This is a genomic window from Paenarthrobacter sp. 2TAF44, from assembly GCF_052114885.1.
Classification (GTDB): Bacteria; Actinomycetota; Actinomycetes; order Actinomycetales; family Micrococcaceae; genus Arthrobacter.
The window spans coordinates 38,108-52,722 of sequence record NZ_JBFRFP010000020.1; the positions used below are offsets into that span (position 1 = coordinate 38,108).

General features: G+C 61.0%; 14 protein-coding genes and 2 tRNA genes. 11 read left to right on the plus strand and 5 right to left on the minus strand.

What is annotated here, in order from left to right; translation table 11 throughout:
- The first annotated feature begins 125 nt into the window (after positions 1-125).
- From AB4Z15_RS18320 to AB4Z15_RS18330, 3 genes are all read left to right on the plus strand, one after another.
- Complete coding sequence (locus AB4Z15_RS18320) at positions 126-1,136, plus strand: hypothetical protein (protein WP_442018398.1); 1,011 nt, start codon at positions 126-128, stop codon at positions 1,134-1,136.
- A gap of 73 nt (positions 1,137-1,209) precedes the next feature.
- Positions 1,210-1,692 carry a ribose-5-phosphate isomerase gene (locus AB4Z15_RS18325; RefSeq protein WP_223933158.1) on the plus strand — a complete coding sequence of 161 codons (483 nt, stop codon included), beginning with the start codon at positions 1,210-1,212 and terminating at the stop codon, positions 1,690-1,692.
- Complete coding sequence (locus AB4Z15_RS18330; RefSeq protein ID WP_442018399.1) at positions 1,692-2,597, plus strand: Fpg/Nei family DNA glycosylase; 906 nt, start codon at positions 1,692-1,694, stop codon at positions 2,595-2,597. Before AB4Z15_RS18325 ends, AB4Z15_RS18330 begins: the two co-directional genes overlap by 1 nt.
- Before the next feature lie 51 nt (positions 2,598-2,648).
- On the opposite strand, the gene AB4Z15_RS18335 is transcribed toward AB4Z15_RS18330, so the two are convergent.
- Positions 2,649-2,722: transfer RNA gene (locus tag AB4Z15_RS18335), tRNA-Gly, on the minus strand.
- Positions 2,723-2,872: 150 nt separating this feature from the next.
- On the opposite strand from AB4Z15_RS18335, the gene AB4Z15_RS18340 reads away from it, so the two are divergent.
- Together AB4Z15_RS18340 and tig are read left to right on the plus strand one after the other, a co-directional pair.
- Positions 2,873-2,947 (plus strand) — tRNA-Pro (locus tag AB4Z15_RS18340).
- Positions 2,948-3,017: 70 nt separating this feature from the next.
- Positions 3,018-4,400 carry a trigger factor gene (gene tig, locus AB4Z15_RS18345; RefSeq protein ID WP_442006153.1) on the plus strand — a complete coding sequence of 461 codons (1,383 nt, stop codon included), beginning with the start codon at positions 3,018-3,020 and terminating at the stop codon, positions 4,398-4,400.
- Between the two features lie 73 nt (positions 4,401-4,473).
- Here the strand turns inward: tig and AB4Z15_RS18350 are convergent, their stop codons facing one another.
- Positions 4,474-4,602, minus strand: coding sequence for a hypothetical protein (locus AB4Z15_RS18350; protein ID WP_442006152.1), 129 nt, complete (start codon positions 4,600-4,602; stop codon positions 4,474-4,476).
- Positions 4,603-4,654: 52 nt separating this feature from the next.
- On the opposite strand from AB4Z15_RS18350, the gene AB4Z15_RS18355 reads away from it, so the two are divergent.
- The 4 genes from AB4Z15_RS18355 (at position 4,655) to AB4Z15_RS18370 (ending at position 8,174) form a co-directional block, all read left to right on the plus strand.
- A complete protein-coding gene (locus AB4Z15_RS18355; RefSeq protein WP_275964122.1) occupies positions 4,655-5,278 on the plus strand; it encodes an ATP-dependent Clp protease proteolytic subunit in 624 nt (207 codons plus the stop codon).
- A gap of 39 nt (positions 5,279-5,317) precedes the next feature.
- Entirely contained in the window at positions 5,318-5,977 is a 660-nt protein-coding gene (locus tag AB4Z15_RS18360) for an ATP-dependent Clp protease proteolytic subunit (protein WP_216925476.1), read from the plus strand.
- Positions 5,978-6,159: 182 nt separating this feature from the next.
- Positions 6,160-7,449, plus strand: coding sequence for an ATP-dependent Clp protease ATP-binding subunit ClpX (gene clpX, locus AB4Z15_RS18365; protein WP_442006151.1), 1,290 nt, complete (start codon positions 6,160-6,162; stop codon positions 7,447-7,449).
- 80 nt (positions 7,450-7,529) lie between these two features.
- Entirely contained in the window at positions 7,530-8,174 is a 645-nt protein-coding gene (locus tag AB4Z15_RS18370) for a mycothiol-dependent nitroreductase Rv2466c family protein (protein WP_442018400.1), read from the plus strand.
- Positions 8,175-8,211: 37 nt separating this feature from the next.
- Here AB4Z15_RS18370 and AB4Z15_RS18375 read toward each other — a convergent pair whose 3' ends face one another.
- Both AB4Z15_RS18375 and valS read right to left on the minus strand, forming a co-directional pair.
- Positions 8,212-9,087, minus strand: a complete 876-nt coding sequence (locus AB4Z15_RS18375; RefSeq protein ID WP_442018401.1) for an Fpg/Nei family DNA glycosylase — start codon at positions 9,085-9,087, stop codon at positions 8,212-8,214.
- Positions 9,088-9,433: 346 nt separating this feature from the next.
- Positions 9,434-12,055, minus strand: a complete 2,622-nt coding sequence (gene valS / locus AB4Z15_RS18380; protein WP_442018402.1) for a valine--tRNA ligase — start codon at positions 12,053-12,055, stop codon at positions 9,434-9,436.
- 50 nt (positions 12,056-12,105) lie between these two features.
- Between valS and AB4Z15_RS18385 the strand changes: the two genes are divergently transcribed.
- Together AB4Z15_RS18385 and AB4Z15_RS18390 are read left to right on the plus strand one after the other, a co-directional pair.
- Positions 12,106-12,477 (plus strand): DUF488 domain-containing protein, encoded by a 372-nt coding sequence (locus AB4Z15_RS18385; RefSeq protein ID WP_442006147.1) that lies wholly within the window; start codon positions 12,106-12,108, stop codon positions 12,475-12,477.
- A gap of 22 nt (positions 12,478-12,499) precedes the next feature.
- Positions 12,500-13,279: an SDR family oxidoreductase gene (locus tag AB4Z15_RS18390; protein ID WP_442018403.1), complete on the plus strand. Its 780-nt coding sequence runs from the start codon at positions 12,500-12,502 to the stop codon at positions 13,277-13,279.
- A 27-nt stretch (positions 13,280-13,306) separates the two neighbouring features.
- Here AB4Z15_RS18390 and AB4Z15_RS18395 read toward each other — a convergent pair whose 3' ends face one another.
- On the minus strand, positions 13,307-14,377 hold the full coding sequence (locus AB4Z15_RS18395) for an endonuclease/exonuclease/phosphatase family protein (protein WP_442018404.1): 1,071 nt from the start codon (positions 14,375-14,377) through the stop codon (positions 13,307-13,309).
- Between the last annotated feature and the right edge of the window lie 238 nt (positions 14,378-14,615).

Sequence of the window (14,615 nt, forward strand, 5' to 3'; positions counted from 1 at the left end):
CTCCAGAGGTTGGGGTGACCGGCCGGGGCAGGTCCGGTCGATGGTGTGAAGCCATTCTTTCACTCCACGCGCCGATGGCAAGGAGGTGCCACCACAGTGTCGCCGCCACGGAGTAGCTTTGAACCATGGGAACGTTCAGGGAGTCTCTTGATATCCGCGCACTCAGGTTTGCACTCGCCTTTCCGTTGCTGCTGGCCACAGGTTTCGTCGTATGCGCACAGATGGTGCGAAACGATCTTCCTGATCCCGTAGCAGTCATGTGGAACGCCGACGGCGGCAGCGCCTTTGCTCCCTTCGGCGCCTATGTAGCCGGCGGCGCGGCCATGATCACCTTTTTCGGTTGGGTCGCCTTCCTGCAGGCCGTACCGCTATCACGACCGGTGGTCATGCGCAGGGTCATGATGGGCCTTGGCCTCATGGTGAGCCTCTTCGTGACAACAGTGCTGGCTGCCGGGCTGGTAGGACAATCGGGACTGGAGGACGCGCGCGCTTCCCACGTTGATCCGATCGTCCTCGCCATGGGCAGTGGTGCGGCCGTGTCCTTGGGAGTCGTCCTCATGTTCGCCTTCAAACCGGATCCCCGGTGGACGCGGGAGGATGACGAAGCCCTTGAGGCCGCACGTTTGCACGTCACGGACCCGGACCTCGCAAGGGATACGCTGCGCATGTGGGTCCATGCCCGCAGTTCAGTTTTCATCATGATCATCGTGTCCACGTTGTTTCCAGCCGCGCTGATCGCGATAGCCGTCCCATGGCTGGGAGCCTTGGTGGCCGCAGTGGCGATGGTTGGTGCAGGCTTCCTCTTCGCCCGCGTCCGGGCTGACAGGGGAGGGCTGCAGGTCTTCGCAGGCGGCATAGTGCGGGTCCTGACCGTTCCCGCCGTCGACATCGCGGCAGCAGCTCCAGCTGACGTGAAAGCCGCAGACTTTGGTGGATGGGGTTGGCGGCATCATGACGACGCAACAGCGATGCTGGTCAGCAGCGGACCGGCCGTCGTAGTAAGGAAACTTAATGGAGGAAGGGTTGCGCTCAGTGCAGGGACTACGGCAACCGCGGACGAACTCGCCGGTATCCTGAACCGGGCTGCCGAGCGGGCCCACCACGGCGGGCAACCCCAGCAACCCGGGGCGCGGTAACCTAGGTAGCGCATCCCACACCGCCGCGCCCGGCCAGGTGCCGTACCGGCGCGCCAGAAAGAATGGACTTCCCGTGACTACACCCCGCGTCCACATCGCCACCGACCACGCCGGCATGGAACTCAGCGCCCACCTGGTCAGCCACCTCACGGCCAAGGGCTACGAGGTTGTGGACCACGGACCCAAGGAATATGACGCACTGGATGACTACCCGTCCTTCTGCATCAATGCAGGAGTTGCAGTGGTGGCTGACCAGCAAGCAGGCGTGCACGCGCTGGGCATCGTTCTGGGTGGTTCAGGAAACGGTGAACAAATTGCCGCCAACAAGGTCAAGGGTGTGCGTGCCGCGCTGGCCTGGAACCTCTCAACCGCCAAGCTCGCCCGCGAGCACAACGACGCCAACGTAGTGGCCGTTGGCGGCCGCCAGCATACGGTGGAAGAAGCAACCGAACTCATTGAGGCCTTCCTGCAGGAACCTTTCAGCAATGATGAACGCCACATCCGCCGTATCGGCAAGATTGCGGCTTACGAGACCACCGGCGAGATCGTCGAGTAGTGCCTGAGGGGCACTCCATCCATAGGCTGGCCCGCCAATTCCACGATGTTTTTGGCGGCCGGCGTTTGGATGTTTCCAGTCCACAGGGGCGATTCACGGCAGGTGCCGAGCTTCTGAGCGGTCATGTGATGGTTGAAGCTGTTGCCCACGGAAAGCAGCTGTTCCTCAGGTTCGATCACGATCTTCTCCTCCACGTTCACCTTGGTCTTTATGGCGCTTGGAGCTTTGGCGGCGATAGCTCCTTCACGGGGGCGTCCAGCATTGGCGCGCCTCGCCGAATCGGTGAGCGCGAGACTGCCTCATCCGTTGCTGAGGTGGAGCCCGGTGCTGACGTGGAGTACACCGGGCCTCCCGCCCCGGTGGGTGCAGTCCGCGCCCGCCTGGTGTCGGACAACGGCTGGGCCGATCTTCGTGGCGCCACCACTTGCGCCGCTGTTACGTCCCATGAAGCCGAAGGCGTACTGGGCCGGCTGGGTCCTGATCCGCTGCGTAACCGCCCGGGGGACCGGGACGAGTTCGTCCGTCGGTTGCGACGCCGCAAGACGGCCGTGGCTTTGCTGTTGATGGATCAATCGGTGCTGGCCGGGGTCGGCAATATTTATCGTGCCGAGGTCCTCTTTCGTCAGGCTGTGGATCCATGGACTCCCGGAAACACGATTGATGCCGAGACGGCGGGCAAGTTGTGGGATGACGCCGTCCTTGCAATGTCCGACGGCGTACGCGACGGCCGGATTGTCACCACGCCGCCAGCGCTATGGACCGGTAACGGCGCCTTAGCGCCCGACGCCGATGCCCACTTTGTCTATAAGCGCGAAGGGCAGCCCTGCCGCGCTTGCGGAACGCTGGTAGGCATGGCCGAAATCGGCGCCCGCAAACTTTACTGGTGCCCTGGCTGCCAGGTGTAGCGTCGGCTGCAACAACGAAAAAGCCCCAATCCGAGGATTAGGGCTTTTTACTGGAGGGGACGACGGGAATCGAACCCGCGTAATCAGTTTGGAAGACTGAGGCTTTACCATTAAGCTACGTCCCCGAATGGATCTCCTGTGCGATCCCTGTATGGATCACTCGCTCAGGACATCTTCCCGGTGGCTGTTCAAGCCGGGTACAACTAAACCTAATTCCGGCGTCGGTGTCAAATGTGCATTCAGGGCCTGCTTGCCCGTAGACTGTCCTGTGCATTCGGGGTGTAGCTCAGCTTGGCTAGAGCGCCTGCTTTGGGAGCAGGAAGTCGCAGGTTCAAATCCTGTCACCCCGACTCTGTGTTTCGTGTCCGCCTCAGGGATGCGGCAGAACCCCATACCCACAAAATCAGGAGTACTTAGACTGTGAAGAGCGCTGTCGAGAACCTCACCCCCACGCGGGTCAAGCTCAACGTTGAGGTTCCCTTTGAGGAACTGAAGCCGAGCATCGATGCCGCTTACAAGACTGTTGCTTCGCAGATCCAGGTCCCCGGATTCCGCAAGGGCAAGGTTCCGTCCAAGCTGATTGACCAGCGTGTTGGTCGTGGCTATGTCCTGGAAACCGCCATCAACGATGGCCTCAACGGCTGGTACCAGGCCGCTGTCCAGGAAACGGGTGTTCGCCCCCTGAGCCGTCCCGAAGTTGAGATCACTGAGGTTCCGGACCCGTCCGCAACCGATGGCGAGCTTAAGTTCCAGGTGGAAATTGACGTTCGCCCCGAGATCGAACTGCCGGACTACGCAGGCATCAAGGTTGAGGTTGCTGCGGCTGAGTCCTCCTCCGAAGACGTCGACAAGGCCCTGGACGAACTGCGTGGCCGCTTCGGCACGCTGAAGTCCGTGGAGCGTCCCGCCCAGAACGAGGACTTCCTCACGATCGACATCACCGCAACGATCGATGGCGAAGAAATCGACTCGGCCTCCGGCTTGTCCTACCAGGTTGGTGCCGGCACCATGCTTGAGGGCCTGGACGAGGCCGTGACCGGCCTGTCCGCAGACGAAGAAGCAATCTTCGACACCACACTCGTTGGCGGCGACCACGCCGGCGAGGCAGCCCAGGTCAAGGTTGTTGTCAAGGCCGTCAAGGAGCGCGAGCTTCCTGAAGCCAACGACGACTTTGCACAGCTGGCCTCGGAATTCGACACCCTTGATGAGCTCCGCGAGGACCTCGCCAAGCAGGCTGCAGATTCCAAGGTCGTCGGACAGGGTGTTGAGGCCCGCGACAAGGTTCTGGACAAGCTTGTAGAGCTCGTCGAGGTCCCGGTTCCGGCTTCGGTTGTCGAAGAGCAGATCGAAGCTCACTTCAACCCGGAGAACGCCCACGGCGAAGGTGACCACGACACCGAGGAGCACCGCGCCGAGGTCAAGGCAAACACTGAGCGCGCCTTCCAGAACGAGGTCATCCTTGACGCCATTGCGGACAAGGAAGAAGTTGACGTCAGCCAGAACGAGCTGATCGACTACATCGTCAGCACCGCAAGCCAGTACGGCATGGATCCGAACCAGTTCGCCCAGATCATCGATCAGAGCGGCCAGGTCCCCATGATGGTTTCCGAGGTACGCCGCCGCAAGGCACTGGCCGTTGTGCTGGGCCAGGCCGAGGTCGTTGACTCTGAAGGCAACAAGGTTGACCTGAGCGATTTCGTCCGCCCTGCCGGCGAAGTTGCTGCCGATGAGGCTGCACCTGTCGAAAGCGGCGAGGAAGCGGATGTTGTCGCCAGCGATGACCCCGCAGCCGTGAAGTTCTAGTCAATAACGCATCTACCGACCCCGGATCAGTGATCCGGGGTCGGTTTGTTTTAAGCCCTGAACGGACAAGCCCTCAAACAATCAGGGCGCCGGATCCGCGGGCCTGCTTCAATCGTGCGCCGTCAGCGAACAGCGCGATTCCGGCGAACAAATCCTCAGTGAAAACGGTTAGTGTCCAAGTAGTGAAGTTCAGTGAGGTCACTGGCACCAGCGAGAGGTAAGTACTTATGTCACAGCAATCAGAGGCTCCCCGGATGGCAACTGTCGATCCCGCAGCCCAGGACAACTACATCTACAACCGCCTGCTGAAAGAGCGCATCATCTGGCTTGGCTCTGAAGTCCGTGACGAGAACGCCAACGCCATCTGCTCCCAGCTGCTCCTCCTCTCGGCTGAAGACCCCGAGAAGGACATCTACCTTTACATCAACTCACCCGGTGGCTCCGTGACGGCCGGCATGGCCATCTACGACACCATGCAGTTCATCCCCAACGATGTTGTCACTGTTGCCACCGGCCTGGCTGCTTCCATGGGGCAGTTCCTGCTCTCCTCCGGGACCAAGGGGAAGCGCTACGCCACCCCCAACGCCCGTATCCTCATGCACCAGCCTTCCGGTGGAATCGGTGGCACTGCCTCGGATATCAAGATCCAGGCCGAACTGATCCTGCACATGAAGAAGGTCATGGCGGAACTCACCGCTGAACAGACAGGTCAGACTGTGGAGACCATCCTCAAGGACAATGACCGCGACAAATGGTTCACGGCCACAGAGGCTTTGGAGTACGGCTTCTTCGATAAGATCTCGGCTCACGCAGGCTCGGTAGCTGGTGGCGGTGGAACGGCCAACCAGTCGAACTCCGAGCCAGGCTCCGAAAACTAACCGGCACCAAGAACCACTGAAACCCCCAGGAGTAATGACATGAACTACAACTTCGGATGGTCTGCCGGTAATCTCCCAACCAGCCGCTACGTCCTGCCCCAGTTCGAAGAGCGCACACCGTACGGCTTCAAGCGCCAGGACCCGTACACCAAGCTGTTCGAGGACCGCATCATCTTCCTCGGCGTCCAGGTTGACGACGCTTCTGCCGATGACATCATGGCCCAGTTGCTGGTCCTTGAATCGACGGATCCGGACCGCGACATCACGCTGTACATCAACTCGCCAGGCGGATCGTTTACGGCCATGACGGCGATCTACGACACGATGCAGTACATTCGTCCGGAGATCCAGACGGTGTGCCTGGGCCAGGCAGCCAGTGCGGCTGCTGTCCTGCTTGCAGCGGGAACTCCCGGCAAGCGGCTGGCACTGCCGAACGCACGCGTGCTGATCCACCAGCCGGCGTTGTCCGGCGGCCAGGGCGGCCAGGCATCCGACCTCGAGATCCAGGCTGCTGAAGTTATGCGCATGCGTACATGGCTTGAGGACACTTTGGCACACCACTCGGGCCGCACGTCCGAACAGGTCAACAACGACATCGAGCGCGATAAGATCCTCACCGCGGCCGAGGCCATGAGCTATGGCCTGATCGACCAAGTGCTGGACTCCCGCAAGATCAAGCCCCAGGCAATCGCCCGGTAGCATACGGAAATCGACGCCGGTGCGGTTCGCGAAATATGAACCGCACCGGCGTTCTGTTTCCACCCAAGCAGCCCATTGTGACCTAGAGTGGATGGTGTCACGGTGGTGCCAACCCCGGCCACGCTGCACACTTAAGTACGGCCCGGTGCCGCATCACCCGCATGTAACGAAGGGATTCCCACATGGCTCGGATTGGCGAGAGCACGGATCTGCTGAAGTGTTCTTTCTGCGGAAAGAGCCAGAAGCAGGTACGGAAGCTGATTGCCGGGCCCGGTGTCTACATCTGCGATGAGTGCATCGAGCTTTGCAACGAGATCATCGAAGAAGAACTTGCGGAAGTTTCGGACCTTGGCAGCTTCGAACTCCCCAAGCCCCGTGAGATCTTCGATTTCCTGCAGGAATACGTCATCGGTCAGGAACCTGCCAAGCGGTCGCTGGCGGTTGCCGTGTACAACCACTACAAGCGCATCCAGGCCGGCCATGCTCCCAAGGCCGGCAGCCTTGGTGAGGGACCTCATCACGAGGATGTGGAGATCGCCAAATCCAACATCCTGCTGATTGGCCCAACCGGCTGTGGCAAGACGTACTTGGCGCAAACGCTCGCACGGAGGCTGAATGTGCCCTTCGCTGTAGCCGATGCCACTGCGCTCACGGAGGCAGGCTACGTCGGCGAGGATGTTGAGAACATCCTGCTCAAGCTCATCCAGGCCGCCGATTACGACGTCAAGAAAGCCGAACAAGGCATTATCTACATTGACGAGATCGACAAAATTTCACGCAAGAGCGAGAACCCCTCGATTACCCGGGATGTCTCCGGCGAAGGAGTCCAGCAGGCCCTGCTGAAGATCCTCGAAGGCACGGTCGCCTCCGTGCCGCCCCAGGGTGGACGTAAGCATCCGCACCAGGAATTCATCCAGATCGATACCACCAATGTGCTCTTCATCGTGGCAGGCGCATTTGCCGGTCTCGAGGACATCATCGGTTCCCGGTCCGGGCGCAAGGGCATCGGCTTCGGGGCGCCGCTGAATGAGGTCCGGGACAACGTGGACACCTACGGTGAAGTCATGCCCGAGGACCTGCTGAAGTTCGGACTCATTCCGGAGTTCATCGGCCGCCTGCCGGTGATCACCACGGTCTCGAATCTCGACCGTCCTGCGTTGATTCAGATCCTTTCCACTCCCAAGAACGCCTTGGTGAAGCAATACCAGAAGATGTTCCAGTTGGATGGTGTGGAGCTGCAGTTCGACGACGACGCGTTGGATGCCATCGCAGACCAAGCTCTTGAGCGCGGCACCGGCGCCCGCGGCTTGAGGGCCATCATGGAAGAAGTGTTGCTGCCCGTCATGTTTGATCTCCCGAGCAGGGATGACATCGCAACTGTGGTCATAACCGCTGATGTCGTGGAAAACAAGGCACAGCCGACCATGATTGGCCACGACGTCGTAGCGAAGCGCCGGAATAAGTCGGCCTAGCCACCCGTTGGCCTAGTAAGCGGCGGTTCACTGAATCCGCCTTGCCCTACGCCCGTTTTCACTCTTTCAAGGAGTTTCCTGTGCCCGAACAGAATTTGCCTGAACAGAATTTGCTTGAGCAGCCCGTCAACAAAGCCGATTTCTGGTTCGATCCCGTTTGTCCCTTCGCATGGATCACATCGCGCTGGATCGGCGAGGTGGAACAAGTGCGTGGTATTGAGACCGAATGGCATGTCATGAGCTTGTCCGTCCTGAATGAGGGCCGTGACCTTCCCGGGAATTACAGGGCAATGATGGACGACAGCTGGGGTCCTGTTCGCGTGATCATTGCTGCCCAGGAGCTCCATGGCAGCAGCTATATTAAGCCGTTGTACGACGCCATGGGGGAGCAGATCCACCATGAAGGCAACAAGGACCGCAGTTCCGTGATCCAGAAAGCGCTGGCAGAGGTAGGCCTTCCTGCTGAGCTGGCACGCTTCGCGGACTCCGAGGAGTACGACGCCAAGCTGCGAGCCAGTCACGAGGCCGGCATCTCCTTGGTGGGCCAGGATGTCGGAACACCCGTGGTCGCCGTAAATGGCACGGCCTTCTTCGGCCCGGTACTCACCCGGATTCCGAGGGGCGAAGAGGCGGGACAGCTTTGGGATGCCACGGTAACCCTAGCCGGGTACCCACACTTCTTCGAACTCAAGCGCAGCCGCACCGAAAGCCCTGAGTTCAACTAGGGAAAGCCCGGGATTCAACTGGCTGGGGTTCAGCGCCCTACTTCAGGAAGCGTGATGTGCGCCGGTCCGCGAGGATCTTTCCATGGGTTTGGCAGGTGGCACAGTACTGAAGTGAGGTGTCGGCGAAGGACACCTCACGCACTGTATCTCCGCAAACAGGGCACGGCAGCCCGGTCCGGGCATGCACCCTGAAATTGCTTCGCTTGGTGTCCTTCAGCTCGCTGGAAGGCTTTCCGGCTGCCGCGTTGACGGCACCCACCAGAACTTCCTGCATGGCATCGTAGAGCCGCTGCACCGTTTCGCCGTCGAGCGTCTTGGCGATGGCAAAGGGCGAGATTTTGGCAGCGTGCAGAATCTCGTCGCTGTAGGCGTTGCCGATCCCTGCGATAACACTTTGGCTGCGGAGAAGCCCCTTGATCTGTTGGGAGCTTGACCTCAGGATTGCTGCCAAGGCTTCTTCGTCGAAATCGGGGCTGAGCGGCTCAGGGCCCAGGGTTGCGATTCCAGGAACATCCAAGGGATCCCGGACCACGTAGATGGCGAGGCTTTTCTTGGTGCCGGCTTCTGTCAGGTCAAGGCCGATATGGGCATCGTCGGACTCCCGGTGCAGCAGTAGCCTGGCCGCGATATTGCTCTTGCCCATGCGCAACCCTGCTGATGAGGGATGCTCCGTATAGCGGACCCAGCCAGCTTTTGCCAGGTGGAAAACGAAAAACAGGCCGTCAGCATCGAGGCAAATGAACTTGCCGAAGCGCTGCGTGCCCTGGATGCTCCGGCCCTCAAGTGCGCTGTATGGCGGATCAGCGGTCTTCAGGGCGGCGATGGAGTTAATGCGGACGCTGTTCAGTACAGCTCCGTGGAGCTGGGTGTCCAGATACGTGCACAGGCCGTGCACTTCGGGAAGTTCCGGCATGACCATACTCTGCCATAGCTTTGCCCCGGCTGCAGGAAAAGCTATGCGAAAGGGCCCCGTAGAACTACAGGATTGTAGTTCTGCCGGGCCCCTTGTGCATGGACCCGGGCGGGACCACAATGGTTCTTACCCACTTCGAAAGAAGAGGGACACGGAAACCAAAGATTCAGTGATATGCAACCAACGCAGCCTTTGGCAAAGTTGGAAGCAAGCTACCAGTGACGAGGTAGTAAGACCTGAAATTCCGAGGATTCCGCCAGACTGTCAAGCCGTCACCAGACAGCCGAAAAGTCGAAGCCCCACCAACGGCAAAACGCTGATGGGGCTTCCCCTTTGCCCAAAAATTCTAGACGGCGGGCGTTTCTTCTGCTGGTGCCAGGACGACGTCGCTGACCGTCAGCTCACCCTCGCCGGACTGGAGTGCAATCTCCTGGGCGTTAGCGGCGGCCTTCAGGTCTCCGAGTCCGGCCTTCAACTGTGCAACCAGCATTTCATTGGCCGTGATGGAGGCCGAGAGTACTGCGGTGCGCTGCTTCACTTTGGCCTCGGACTTGGCCTTGCGGATGCCACTCAGTGCTACGCCAACAGTGCCAAGCATCGTGGTGTCGCCGTCGGCGATTTCCAGTGCGGCCGGCCACTGGGCGCGGTGAACCGAGCCAGTGCGCCACCAGCTCCACACCTCTTCGGTTGCGAAGGGCAGGAACGGCGCGAAAAGGCGCAGCAAGGAATCCAAGGTGGTGGCCAGGGCAGCCAGCACGGATGCTTGCTCCGAGTCCCCGGCCGCACCGTAGGCGCGGTCCTTGATCAACTCGACGTAGTCATCAGTGAACTGCCAGAAGAATGACTCGCTGATCTGCAGTGCCCGGGCGTAGTCGTAGTTTTCGAAGGCCTTGGTGGACTGGGCCACGACGTCCGACAACTGAGCGAGCAGCGCCCGGTCCAGCGGATTGGTAAGCACGGAGAGATCGCTGGACACCACAGAGTTTTCGGTGGCGCCAAGGTTCAATACGAACTTGGAGGCGTTGAGCAGCTTGATGGCCAACCGACGGCCGATCTTCATCTGCGCGATCTCATACGCCGTGTCTGCGCCGAGCTTGGCCGAAGCTGCCCAGTAGCGGACGGCGTCTGAGCCGAACTCGTTCAGGACGTCCGTGGGGACAACCACGTTGCCCTTGGACTTGGACATCTTTTTGCGATCCGGGTCAAGAATCCATCCGGAGATAGCTGCGTGCTTCCAAGGCGCGCTCTTCTGCAGGGCATCGGCACGGACAGCGGAGGAGAACAGCCACGTGCGGATGATGTCGTGACCCTGGGGGCGGAGGTCGAAGGGGTAGACCTTTGAGAACAGTTCCTCGTCACGGCTCCAGCCACCCACGATCTGCGGGGTAAGGGAGGAGGTGGCCCAGGTGTCCAGGACGTCCGCGTCACCTGTGAAGCCGTTGGCCTGATCGCGCTGCGCTTCCTCAAAGCCAGGGGCTGCATCTGCGGCGGGATCCACGGGGAGCATGTCGTCCGGGGGCAGGATGGGGTGGTCGTAGTCCGGGTTGCCCTGCGCATCCAGGGGGTACCAGACGGGGATGGGCACGCCGAAGAAGCGTTGGCGCGATACGAGCCAGTCGCCGTTCAGTCCTGCAATCCAGTTCTCGTAGCGGGAGCGCATGAAGGAGGGGTGGAAGGCGATTTCCTGGCCGCGGCCGATCAGGCGTTCGCGGCGTTCTTCGTCTCGCCCGCCGTTGCGGATATACCACTGGCGTGAGGTCACGACCTCCAGGGGCTTGTCGCCCTTTTCGAAGAAGTTCACAGGGTGCGTGATCTTCTTTGGTTCGCCGTCCAACAGGTCTGCTGCAGTGAGGAGCTCTACGACTGCTTCTTTAGCGGAGAAAGCCGTCTTGCCGGCGATCGCAGCGTAGGCTTCCTTGCCGGCGTCGGTGGTGATCCATTCCGGGGTTTCGGCGATGATGCGGCCGTCGCGGCCCATGATGGCGCGTGTAGGCAACTGCAGTTCACGCCACCAGGTGACGTCGGTGAGGTCACCAAAGGTGCAGACCATGGCAATGCCGGAACCCTTGTCCGCCTTGGCGAGCGGGTGGGCCTTGACTTCAAGCTCTACATCGAACAGCGGGGATTTCACTGTTTTGCCGAAGAGCGGCTTGTACCGTTCGTCGTCGGGGTTTGCCACCAGGGCAGCGCAGGCGGCAAGAAGCTCCGGGCGCGTGGTTTCGATGAAGATCTTTTCGCCGTCTTCGGTGAAGAAGGGGTAGCGGTAGTACGCGCCGGCAACCTCGCGGTCCTCCAGCTCAGCCTGGGCAACGGCGGTGCGGAAGGTAACGTCCCACAGCGTGGGCGCCTCGGCCATGTAAGCGTCGCCGGCAGAGAGGTTGGCGAGGAAGGCTCGCTGGGACACCGCACGGGAGGTGTCGTCGATGGTGCGGTAGGTCAGGTCCCAGTCCACGGACAAACCGAGGGTCTGGAAGAGGTTCTCGAAGACTTTCTCATCCTCAACAGCGAGTTCCTCGCACAGCTCGATGAAGTTCTGCCGGGAAACGACGTCGAAATCGCGCTGGTTCTTGGCAGGCTGTGCGGGAGGGCGGTAGTCGGCGTTGTAGGGGATGGCGGGATCGCAGCGCACACCGTAGTAGTTCTGGACGCGACGCTCGGTGGGCAGGCCGTTGTCGTCCCAACCCATGGGGTAGAAGACGTTCTTTCCGGTCATGCGCATGTAGCGGGCCTGGACGTCCGTCTGGGTGAACGAGAACATGTGCCCCACATGCAGGGAGCCCGAGGCGGTCGGCGGGGGAGTGTCGATCGAGTAGACCTGTTCCCGGGTGGTGTCCGGATTGAACTTGTAGGTTCCTTCGTCCAGCCAGCGCTGCGTCAGCGCGGCCTCCAGGCCTTCAAGGGCCGGTTTGTCGGGAACGTTGATGGGGGCGGTGGCGGGCGTGTCTGTACCCTGCGTTGATTCAGCCATGGGTCAATTGTTTCATGGCCCAGGCCGGCGGCTTGCCGTAGCATGCCGTCATGGCTGGCCATCAAAGCGTTTTCGTCCTCAAACGCATCTACGATGAACCCACTGACGACGACGGCTTCCGGGTTTTAGTGGACCGTCTCTGGCCGCGCGGGGTGTCCAAGGACAAAGCCCACTTGGATCTTTGGCTCAAGGACGTTGCCCCATCGCCGCCGTTGCGGACCGGGTTCGCCCACATGCAGGAACGATTCGCCGATTTCAGGCAGCAGTACGAGGCTGAGTTGGACGGAAATCCCGCAGTTCCGACCTTGCTGGAGTTGGCGGCGTCGAATCCGCGGGTCACCCTGCTTTATGCCGCACGGGATCCGCAGGTCAACCATGCCGCGGTGTTACGCGACTTCCTGCTCGGCCGAGCAGATGCTTGAGGCCTGCGGATAGTGTGGTGCCATGACTTTGGCAGCACAGACGGCTCATCCAGTACAGAACAAAACGGCAGTAGTAACCGGCGCGAGCACGGGCATTGGCGAGGCTACGGTGCGGGCGCTGGCCTCCACAGGCTGGAAGGTCTTTGCGGTTGCCCGCAGGGCCGATCGGTTGGGCGCGCTGGGTGCCGAAACCGGCGCCATTCCGTTCGCGGCTGACATCACCAGCGACGACGACGTGGCAGCCCTTTTGCAGGCTGTTTCCAAAGCCGGGGGAGCCGATACCCTCATCAACATTGCCGGCGGTGCCCGGGGCGCGGACACGATCGCGAACGCCGATACTGAGGATTGGGAGTGGATGTACCAGGTCAACGTCCTGGGCACCATGAAAATCACCCGGGCATTCCTTCCGATGTTGAGGGAGGACGGGGAAGGAACTGTCCTGAACCTGACATCCACCGCCGGACTGGCCGCTTACGAAGGCGGCGCCGGATACAACGCGGCAAAGTTTGCCCAGCACGCGATGACCACCGCCCTGAGGCTGGAAGAAGTGGGTAACAACATCCGGGTTATCGAGGTAGCACCGGGACTGGTCCACACTGAGGAATTTGCCCTCAACCGGCTGGGCGACAAGGACGCAGCCGCAAAGGTTTATGCCGGAGTCGAAAAGCCCCTCACGGCAGAGGATGTGGCCGACGTCGTCAACTACGCAGTCTCGCTGCCACACCACATCAACCTGGACCAGATCGTTATCCGCCCTGTTGCGCAGGCGGCCAACCACAAGCTCATCCGCAAGGACAGCTAAAGCACAGCACCTTCTACACGGCACCTTCTAATTGGCGGGGATAACCAGCGTTGCCACAATGGCGGCATGGTCAGAACCGGAAACCTGGTGGACTCCGTAGCCGCTGCTGCTGATCCGGGGCGAGGTAACCATATGGTCGATCACGATTCCCGGAAGAGGTGGTCCCTCCATTGGCCAAGTGGGAGAGAACCGCCCGCCTGAGGCTGTTCCGACGTCGACGAGCTTTTTGCCGTCCTGTCCACCGCCCAGTGCGGGGTCGAGCAAGGCCCGGAACTCGGAGTGATCGTAGGTGGAGTTGTAGTCGCCCATCAGCAGGTGATGTCCCGGACGGGAGGCCTGTCGGGCAACCTGGACGAGGTCGCTGCGCCACTGCTGGATCCGCTCATCAACCGGGGGCAGAGCATGAACGTTCGTGAGGTTCAACGTGGCCTTGGAGCTGCCCGGATCGGTGATGCTGACCGGATCTGTGATGAGGACCCGCGTGACGTCCATCCGGAACGGTGTATCAGGTAGGAGGCCCTCCGGCTGCAAAGGAAACACGGAATACACGGCGCCACCGGAAGCGTCGTCGTTGGGCTCGCTCAGAAGGTTCGGCAGTAACGACTCCAGGCCCTCGGAGCGCAGACGGTCTTCCAGCCCCTGCGTATGTTCCTGGAGGGTCAAGAGTTGGACCCCGTTGTCTCGAACCAGCTTCACGATGGCACTTGCGTCAGCCTCACCGTATTCAGTGTTGAGGCTCATCACCTTCAGGGAAACAGTCGCGGTCCCGGCAGGAACGGTTTCCCTTCCAACGTCAAGCGGAAACAACCAGAACAGCTGGAGAGCCAGCAGGGCCGCCGTCGTGATGATGACCCATAGGCGACGCCCCACCAACGCAAGGACCATCGCCAGGGCCGAGGGCAGCGCCATCCACGGGGTGAACGACAACAGTTGAACAACCACCAGCGTCCACTCCGTGGGGACCGCCCTGAACAGGGACATTCCTGCCACCGGCAACACCAAGAGCAGAGCCAGCACCGACCATATTGGGGATGCCTGGCCACCCAACCAGAGTTTTACCGGGCGTGCGGCCGGAAGGACAGGGGCGGGGTTGGTCATGGTGTCGAGTCTATGCAGCCGAGGGCATCCAGCTTGTCCACCCGAAGGATGATCCTGCGAGTGGAGCACCGGGCTCTCCTGCCGCTAGACTTGGGAGACCAGCGTTGACCCGGCCATCACCGGTGAGCTTCCGGAAGAACAGCACTGACCACCGCAAAGGTGCCAAGCGCCCAGTAGAACCGGACGGGTAAGCCCGTCACAGCAGTAATGAGAGGCCGGAACCGGAAGTTTCCCGCAC